The organism is Mesorhizobium sp. CNPSo 4670 (assembly GCF_057784235.1).
Genome location: NZ_JBWJFQ010000078.1, coordinates 1 through 685 on the forward strand (window position 1 = coordinate 1; position 685 = coordinate 685).

Below are 685 nucleotides of genomic sequence, written 5' to 3' on the forward strand. Positions count from 1 at the left end.
GCAACCGGCGATACCGGAGCCACGGGCTCTACCGGTGCCACAGGTTCGACTGGGGCAACTGGAGCCACAGGCGCGACCGGTGATACGGGCGCCACGGGTTCGACCGGCGCCACTGGCGATACGGGAGCCACAGGTTCAACTGGAGCAACCGGAGCCACAGGCGCGACCGGTGATACGGGCGCCACGGGTCCGACAGGCGCGACCGGCGATACCGGAGCAACGGGCGCCACAGGTGCGACCGGCGACACGGGAGCCACAGGTTCGACCGGAGCCACAGGTGCGACCGGCGATACCGGCGCCACAGGTTCGACAGGCGCCACTGGCGATACGGGAGCTACTGGCTCGACCGGAGCAACCGGAGCCACAGGCGCGACCGGCGATACGGGCGCCACGGGTTCCACCGGCGCCACTGGCGATACTGGAGCCACAGGTTCGACCGGCTCTACCGGTGCCACGGGTTCCACTGGCGCGACCGGCGACACGGGCGCCACGGGTTCGACAGGCGCCACTGGCGATACGGGAGCGACTGGCTCGACCGGTGCAACCGGAGCCACAGGCGCGACCGGCGATACGGGCGCCACGGGTTCAACCGGAGCAACTGGCGATACCGGAGCAACGGGCGCCACAGGTGCGACCGGCGATACGGGCGCTACGGGCTCAACTGGGGCAACTGGCGATACCGGAG

1 protein-coding gene is annotated in these 685 nt (G+C 70.5%); it reads left to right on the forward strand.

From position 1 onward, the window contains the following. Positions 1 to 685: hypothetical protein (locus AC0ZT5_RS35165; protein WP_488500167.1), on the forward strand; the 685-nt coding region annotated here is incomplete at both ends.